At 42.3% G+C, this 6,354-nt stretch carries 9 protein-coding genes; 6 read left to right on the forward strand and 3 right to left on the reverse strand.

Annotated features, from left to right (window positions below):
* Positions 1–507 precede the first annotated feature (507 nt).
* The gene (locus tag DW657_RS15950; protein ID WP_058322074.1) at positions 508–1,086 is read left to right on the forward strand and encodes a hypothetical protein; all 579 of its coding nucleotides are present in this window, start codon (positions 508–510) and stop codon (positions 1,084–1,086) included.
* Position 1,087: 1 nt separating this feature from the next.
* Positions 1,088–1,588 carry an SLOG family protein gene (locus tag DW657_RS15955; RefSeq protein ID WP_058322073.1) on the forward strand — a complete coding sequence of 167 codons (501 nt, stop codon included), beginning with the start codon at positions 1,088–1,090 and terminating at the stop codon, positions 1,586–1,588.
* A 292-nt stretch (positions 1,589–1,880) separates the two neighbouring features.
* On the opposite strand, the gene DW657_RS17995 is transcribed toward DW657_RS15955, so the two are convergent.
* The 3 genes from DW657_RS17995 to DW657_RS15965 all read right to left on the reverse strand — a co-directional run bounded on the left by DW657_RS17995 (position 1,881) and on the right by DW657_RS15965 (position 3,492).
* A complete protein-coding gene (locus DW657_RS17995) occupies positions 1,881–2,054 on the reverse strand; it encodes a hypothetical protein (protein WP_158577412.1) in 174 nt (57 codons plus the stop codon).
* Positions 2,055–2,115: 61 nt separating this feature from the next.
* Positions 2,116–2,820 carry a restriction endonuclease gene (locus DW657_RS15960; protein ID WP_118313403.1) on the reverse strand — a complete coding sequence of 235 codons (705 nt, stop codon included), beginning with the start codon at positions 2,818–2,820 and terminating at the stop codon, positions 2,116–2,118.
* Positions 2,821–2,859: 39 nt separating this feature from the next.
* On the reverse strand, positions 2,860–3,492 hold the full coding sequence (locus tag DW657_RS15965) for a recombinase family protein (RefSeq protein ID WP_118313404.1): 633 nt from the start codon (positions 3,490–3,492) through the stop codon (positions 2,860–2,862).
* Positions 3,493–3,847: 355 nt separating this feature from the next.
* Here DW657_RS15965 and DW657_RS15970 point away from each other — a divergent pair, with 355 nt between their 5' ends.
* From DW657_RS15970 to DW657_RS15985, 4 genes are all read left to right on the forward strand, one after another.
* Positions 3,848–4,858, forward strand: coding sequence for a hypothetical protein (locus tag DW657_RS15970; RefSeq protein WP_118416621.1), 1,011 nt, complete (start codon positions 3,848–3,850; stop codon positions 4,856–4,858).
* Positions 4,859–4,869: 11 nt separating this feature from the next.
* Entirely contained in the window at positions 4,870–5,316 is a 447-nt protein-coding gene (locus DW657_RS15975) for a hypothetical protein (protein ID WP_043610617.1), read from the forward strand.
* Between the two features lie 15 nt (positions 5,317–5,331).
* Complete coding sequence (locus tag DW657_RS15980; RefSeq protein ID WP_118313406.1) at positions 5,332–5,691, forward strand: hypothetical protein; 360 nt, start codon at positions 5,332–5,334, stop codon at positions 5,689–5,691.
* A gap of 105 nt (positions 5,692–5,796) precedes the next feature.
* Complete coding sequence (locus tag DW657_RS15985) at positions 5,797–6,210, forward strand: hypothetical protein (RefSeq protein ID WP_147381705.1); 414 nt, start codon at positions 5,797–5,799, stop codon at positions 6,208–6,210.
* Positions 6,211–6,354: the final 144 nt, after the last annotated feature.

Here is a 6,354-nt window from a genome sequence, read left to right on the forward strand (position 1 = left end):
CAACTGTCGCTACTGCAATAAGCCACATGGCATGAAGGCAGGAGCGGAAACACACTCGGCATGGATGCCAAGAGAGTTTCCCAATTACTCCTGCCGCATCTTTATTCCGTCCTTCTGTTATAATCGGCAAACCGTTCTCTCTTTATAGCACTTCGTCCCACCCTTGCGGAATTGCACCGATGGCGCAGTTCCACACCCACCCTTTTCTTGTTGTAATCTTATGTAGTAGCACTTATAGTCATTTCATTTCGTCCATCGTCTTTGCCGCTTCGGATATTTTCCGCAAAGGTACCAGTTGCGTGGCAAATGCCAAATTGGGCATCATGGATGCTTTTCAAAAAATCTTCCTCTATGTGCCTTGCATATAGAGCGTATTTTTCGCTTCCGATTTGTCTTTTTGCCTTCCAACACCTTTGCGTGGCGGAAAAATATCCCTTGGGCAAGCCGACAGGCTTCCGAAAATAGGGAAAATAAAAATTGAGTTTAACACAAATAATTTTTCCGACTATGGTAAGAATGATAGACGACAGCATCAAGAGACAGCTGAGCAAGAGGATGGATTTCTTCTTGAAGTATTTCCCTGTGAGAGTTCGCAATGTGGGCGAGGACGCAGTGGCTGCACGCCAACTGATTTGGGCGTTCAAGGATGCAAGGGACAACGCTTTTGAGAAGGTGGCGCAAATGACCGCAGCACATCTTATCAAAGTTTGTGGTGAGAAGATAAAGGACATCGTGTTTGTATGTGTGCCAGCCAGCACCCAAGCCAAGAACGAGAGTCGTTACATGGCTTTCTGTAATCGTGTGAGCGAGCTTTGCGGCATCATCAACGGCTATTCGCACATATCCGTTTCAGGCGACCGCTTGGCAGTACACGAGCACCGCCATGACAAGGAAAAGAGCATCACTAAGACACAAGTGATTGAGTTTGATGAAGCCTACTTCAAAGGCAAGGACATCTATGTTTTTGATGATGTGGTAACGACCGGCGCAAGCTATGCCATTTTTGCCAATCAGTTGGAAATGTTTGGCGGAAACGTATTGGGAGGTCTTTTCTTGGGACGCACACACTATAAATATGCAAAGTGATATGGATAAGACAAAGTACATCAAAGCCAATTCCGTGGCTTTTTCGGGACATCGCACGATAGCGGAAGACCGCAAGGACGAGATAAGGAAGAAACTGAGGGGCAAGATAAGGCTGCTCTATGCTATGGGTATCACAAATTTCTATTGTGGCATGGCACTCGGCTTCGATATGTTGGCTGCTGAAGTGGTGATTTCATTGAAAGCGGAACTTACCAATTTAAAACTTATTGCCGTCATTCCCTATGACGGTCAGAACGAGAGGTGGAGCGCAAGGGAGCAAGACCGCTATTGGGATATTCTTGACAAGGCGGACGATGCTATCCTGTTGAGTAAGCACTATTTCAATGGATGCTTGCTCAGACGAAATGATTATATGCTTTCTCATTCGTGCGGACTGATTGCTTTCTTCGACGGCAAGCCCAAGGGCGGCACGTTCTACACTTGCCGAAAAGCCAAGTCGATAGGGATGGACATCATCAATCTGTACAAGTCACAAGTATAACAAACGAAAACTATAGCTTATGAACGACATCGTATCTTTGTTCGTGGTATTCTTCGTGTTCAAGGCTTTGGGCGGAACGCTCAAAAGCCTTTTCCACGGAGACAAGCGAAATGATTTCAGAAGAGACAGATAAGGAATTGCCTTATCTGCCAATAATATTATTCCACAAGGTCAGAACATCTTGCGTGCTTTTTCGTGCGCAGATAGCTATGACTTTGTGGACGGAAAGCGTTCGTGTATTCGAAGCCACAAAAAAAATATCGTATAGCAGCATCTGTAGGCTGAATATTTTTCAACAAGCAAGAAATGCTGTGATATTGATGATTTCATGTCCTATCGCAAAGTCTATCTCGCCATTTTCTAACATATACTGTGCGATACTTATTGCCTCATTTTCATCATTAGCATTTATAAGAATACACTCTGTATCAATTTCAGTTGTGATTTCAACTTGATATAAATTCATTTTGTTGGAGTATTTATTTGAAATAAAATTCTTTCCGTCTTATGGGATATATCTACAATCTTTAAATTTCCAATGAAGTTGGATTTCTTACTGTGGAAACAAATGGAATTTGTCCCAGTATGAGTACGATGCCAGATGAACATCTTTTATCTACTTCTTGATTGATATAATCCCTTGTTATTTTTCCTTTTCTAATCAATTCGTTATATGCAAAACGGAAACCGTCTATAGAGATAGAACTTCGTCTTTTATTTGAAGTTATTCTTGTAATACCGCCCCAATTTACATCCAGAATTTTATTTTCTCCTTTTGTATTCCATAGTGTCACTCCTTTTAAAGGCATAATGTATTTTCTCCAGACTTCATCAAACGTTGGATATTCCATACGAAAATCTTTATGGATAGAATCTGAGTTCTCCTCTTCTTTTTCTTTATGAAAAGTTGAAACAAAATTTGTTTTTGTCGTCAATATCTCTATTTTCAGCTTCTTTGCCACTGATATAGCATCATCAAGAAGTTCTCCATCGGTGGCAATTACCGCTTTTGTACAGTCTTGATAGGCCATAGCTCCATATAGTTGCATAATGGCAGCTCTGTTGACTTTTCTTTTATTTCCATACATTTTAGCTTGAATTGCTATTTTTTCTTTACCTTTTATAGCAATAACATCTATACCCCAATCATTGGAGTATGGAGTTACAAGAGTTTTATATCCTTGATTTTGGAATATACTTGCTATATATTGCTCATATTCTTTTGGTGCCATACGTCTTTAATTTTGGAATATACTTGAATGTTATAGTGATTATTCATTCTCATCCTTGGGCTTTCTCTTGCCAAGCGGTCCGCTGAACTTGCCACGGTTCAGCTTCACCCCATACTTGTTGAGTATGCGGAACACCGAGCTGCGGCTCCTGAAGCCGCTGACCTTCCAGATGTCATCGATAGTGTAGTTGTTGTTATACATATTGACGATATTCCTCTCACGGTCGATGCCTTTCTTTGGAGTTGAACTCTTGGCAGGTTTAATACCCGACTTGATATATTCCACATGGGCAGTAGCCTTGCGCAAGGCAACGACCTCTTCTGACAACGAACCGAACATGAAAAGCACATCGGCTATTGATGTACTTGGGAATAGCTCACCCTTGGAGTCGATCTTGTCTTGTATGGAAATGACCCTTATCACCTTCACCCTGCAAAACTCCAGGAACATCGCCAACTCCCGAATGCCACGCAGCGCATTGCTGAACTTCGAGATGACCAGTTCGTCACCTCGTTCCAGACAATCCATGAGTTGCTTCCATTCTGGGCGTGTCTTCTCTTGGCTTGCATTATCTTCTATGATACGGCAGCAGCCATACTTCTCCATCCAAGCCCGGTCAAAGGTGAATGTGTCATACTGCTCCGAGTTAAATATGTAACCTACTTTTGCCATAGCTATTATACACTGATTTGTAATTTGCCGACAAAGATACTTATATTCCATCAAAGTATAATCATACTCTGATAATTATTATAGTTAATTAAAGATTGATGTACTGCACTTTCTTGGATATATTATCATTTCATATCATGCTATAAAGTATGAATTAGAATAAAATATAAAGTTTGATTTAGTTTGAATGAATACCAGATAAATAGTTGTAAATTCGCACCGCAAATTTCAAACAAAGTCCGAAATGGAAAGTATAAACATTTTCATATCTGCGGCAAAAAGCCGATTGAGGGTGAAGTGCAAACAACCTTGCACTTCAAGTTTTCGCATATCATACTTTGGAGGAAGAAAACAAATGTCCATGTTGTCTGCCATCACACTTGCCATTCTTTTGCTGGCATCCTGTTCAAAAAATGCCAGTGAACTGTCTTTCCATGATGCAAGGGAGGCATTGGATGCGCAAAAGGTGTTCCTCTCAAGGATGAAATCAGACAAGGATTTGTCTATGGAACACTTTGCCGACAAAATATCCAAATGGCGTACTTTAGAAGACTCGGTTTCTGCTTGTCTGATGCGAGACACCATCAAAAAGGCACATTCGTTTCCTCTGGAAGAATTTTCCAATGTCCATGACTCCATCCGTGACGAGTTTATGCGCATAGCAACCGCCAAGCGTAGGACATTCAAGGATGTACTTCTGTTGAAGATGAACGCCACACCTTATAAAGGTAATAAGGAAACGGACAGCCTTTCCTTGGTGGCTTCAAAGTTTTTTGAGAGCATGGACACCATACCGTTGTATAAAGGTGACAAGACAAGGATCTTGACCACCTATCACTTCTTCCTTGAAAGGGTGATTAAGGAAGGCATTACCAACCAGTCCCAGTTCCTTGCCTTTCTGAAAACGGAAGACAGAATGTTCAGAACATTTCTATCTCATCTATACGAGATGAGCGACGTGTCGGTTTCGCATATAACAAGTGGAACAGAAGATGTGTGCAAGATGATTGCTCAATCTTCAAGGAAAGGAAACTTACCGGCAAGGGATGCTGTGGTATATATGGCGGTTCGTACCAATCGAAGAATCATCGCCAATGCGCAGACTTGCGTTGCTGATATTAAGAGTGGAAAGGTTACTTCCGCTGAACAACGGACTGCCTATTTTTGGATGACACTGCAACCATTCCTGTCCATTGATGACTTCGGAATGGCGATGCTTTCAGAGAATCAGCGAAAGGATTTGGTGCAACTGTCAATAGATGCTTTAGGCACAATCGCCTGTCTTAGCCGTTCCTTGCAGATGGACAAGAATATGACAGACGGGTTACCAGATATGTTCATCAAGCTATACATTTCTTCATTATAAACACAATAGTTATGCTGCATAAATTTCTCAACGATTTCCTGGCACTTGCACCATTGCAGTTGCCGGAGCTTATCAACCAGGAGCGCATGGAACAGCCAGTCTATGAAGACGGCTATGTCCTGCTTGACTTCAAGTTGGAAAAGCCTTGTCCTCTCGAAGAGGTGATGAACCTGTTCGAAGACCAGATGGAACTGGTCATCCTTTACCACAAGGTGACTTCCGTACATACAGAGTTCGGACAGTTCTGCTGTGCCTTCTCCAACCCTAATTTCGGGCGGATGTACAAGATGAATGCCAGTACGGATGCCAATGGAAATGTCCACTCCGTCATGGTGACAATCTATGAGTCCTTGGAATTCATGTACGGTGACTTGTGCCACGACATGGAACTGCAAGCGAGGACAGGCTTCTTCAAGTACAAGCGTGACAAGGCGGACATGCTGATGTGTTTTATGTGACATTACGTTCCATTTATGAGCGACGTGCAGCTTCAGAACATCGTGGACATCATCCACAAATGCCACACATGGATAGACGTTGGCAGTTCGTTCCATTGGAAAGACACCGCCGTTTCATGGCATGGCATGGTGCAGACCGTCTGCTGTCGGTGTCTGACTCTTCGAGCCTGTCATTCCTACAATGATTATGTCCGTGGGCAGGAGTGGCATATTCCACTGCTTGACATTGACCGAAGTGCCAAGATTCTTATGAGAAAGGATGCTGGTTTCAAGAAACGCCTTGCATTAAATGCTTTGACAATGACGGATGTCGAGCGACTTTTCATGGAAGTCACCTATGGAATTATTGAGTTGGAGCTATTCGAAGGTTATTGACCGTTTTACATTACAATTTGATCTATGGTATTCAAGATTATCTTTCTTTTCTTCCCTATGTTTCTTCTCTTGGCATCAACGATGTGCTACAGGAAGAACAATCGGATGATGCAGAGATTTTATCTCCGCATGGTGTTTTCGCATAATTTTCGGAAACTGTACACATTGCTGTTGCTGATGGCAATATTGGTGTTCAGTTTCGTGGCATATCAAGTACAGCCCAACGAGATTGGTGCTCATGTAACGGCACTATTGGCATTGTTGCTGTTCAAGTTCTCCTATGCAGACAATCTGCTACATAGGTTGCACGACAACAGGAAATCACGTGCCATCGCCTTTACAGCCTCATTGGTGTTCATGTTCACTCCCCATTTGTACACATTGGGAGTAATGGTAGGTATGCTCTTGGTGGCATCCATCTACTATCCGTCCTCAAAGGTCATCTTCAAGGCACAATGTCCTGACAGTGGCAGACACTTGGCGCAATGTCCTGAGGACATCGTAAACTTCTACTTTTAGTCCATTCTTGGAAAATGCCACTTGGTACTGGCACATTCTACAACACTCAGTCTAAAATGAGAATCATTATTTCACAACATCAACAAGACATTTTCAATGAAACATATACCAAAGGAAAACCTTAATTCCGCAACACTATAATTT

Origin of the sequence: Prevotella sp. AM23-5, from assembly GCF_003473645.1 — a bacterium.
Classification (GTDB): domain Bacteria; phylum Bacteroidota; class Bacteroidia; order Bacteroidales; family Bacteroidaceae; genus Prevotella; species Prevotella copri_A.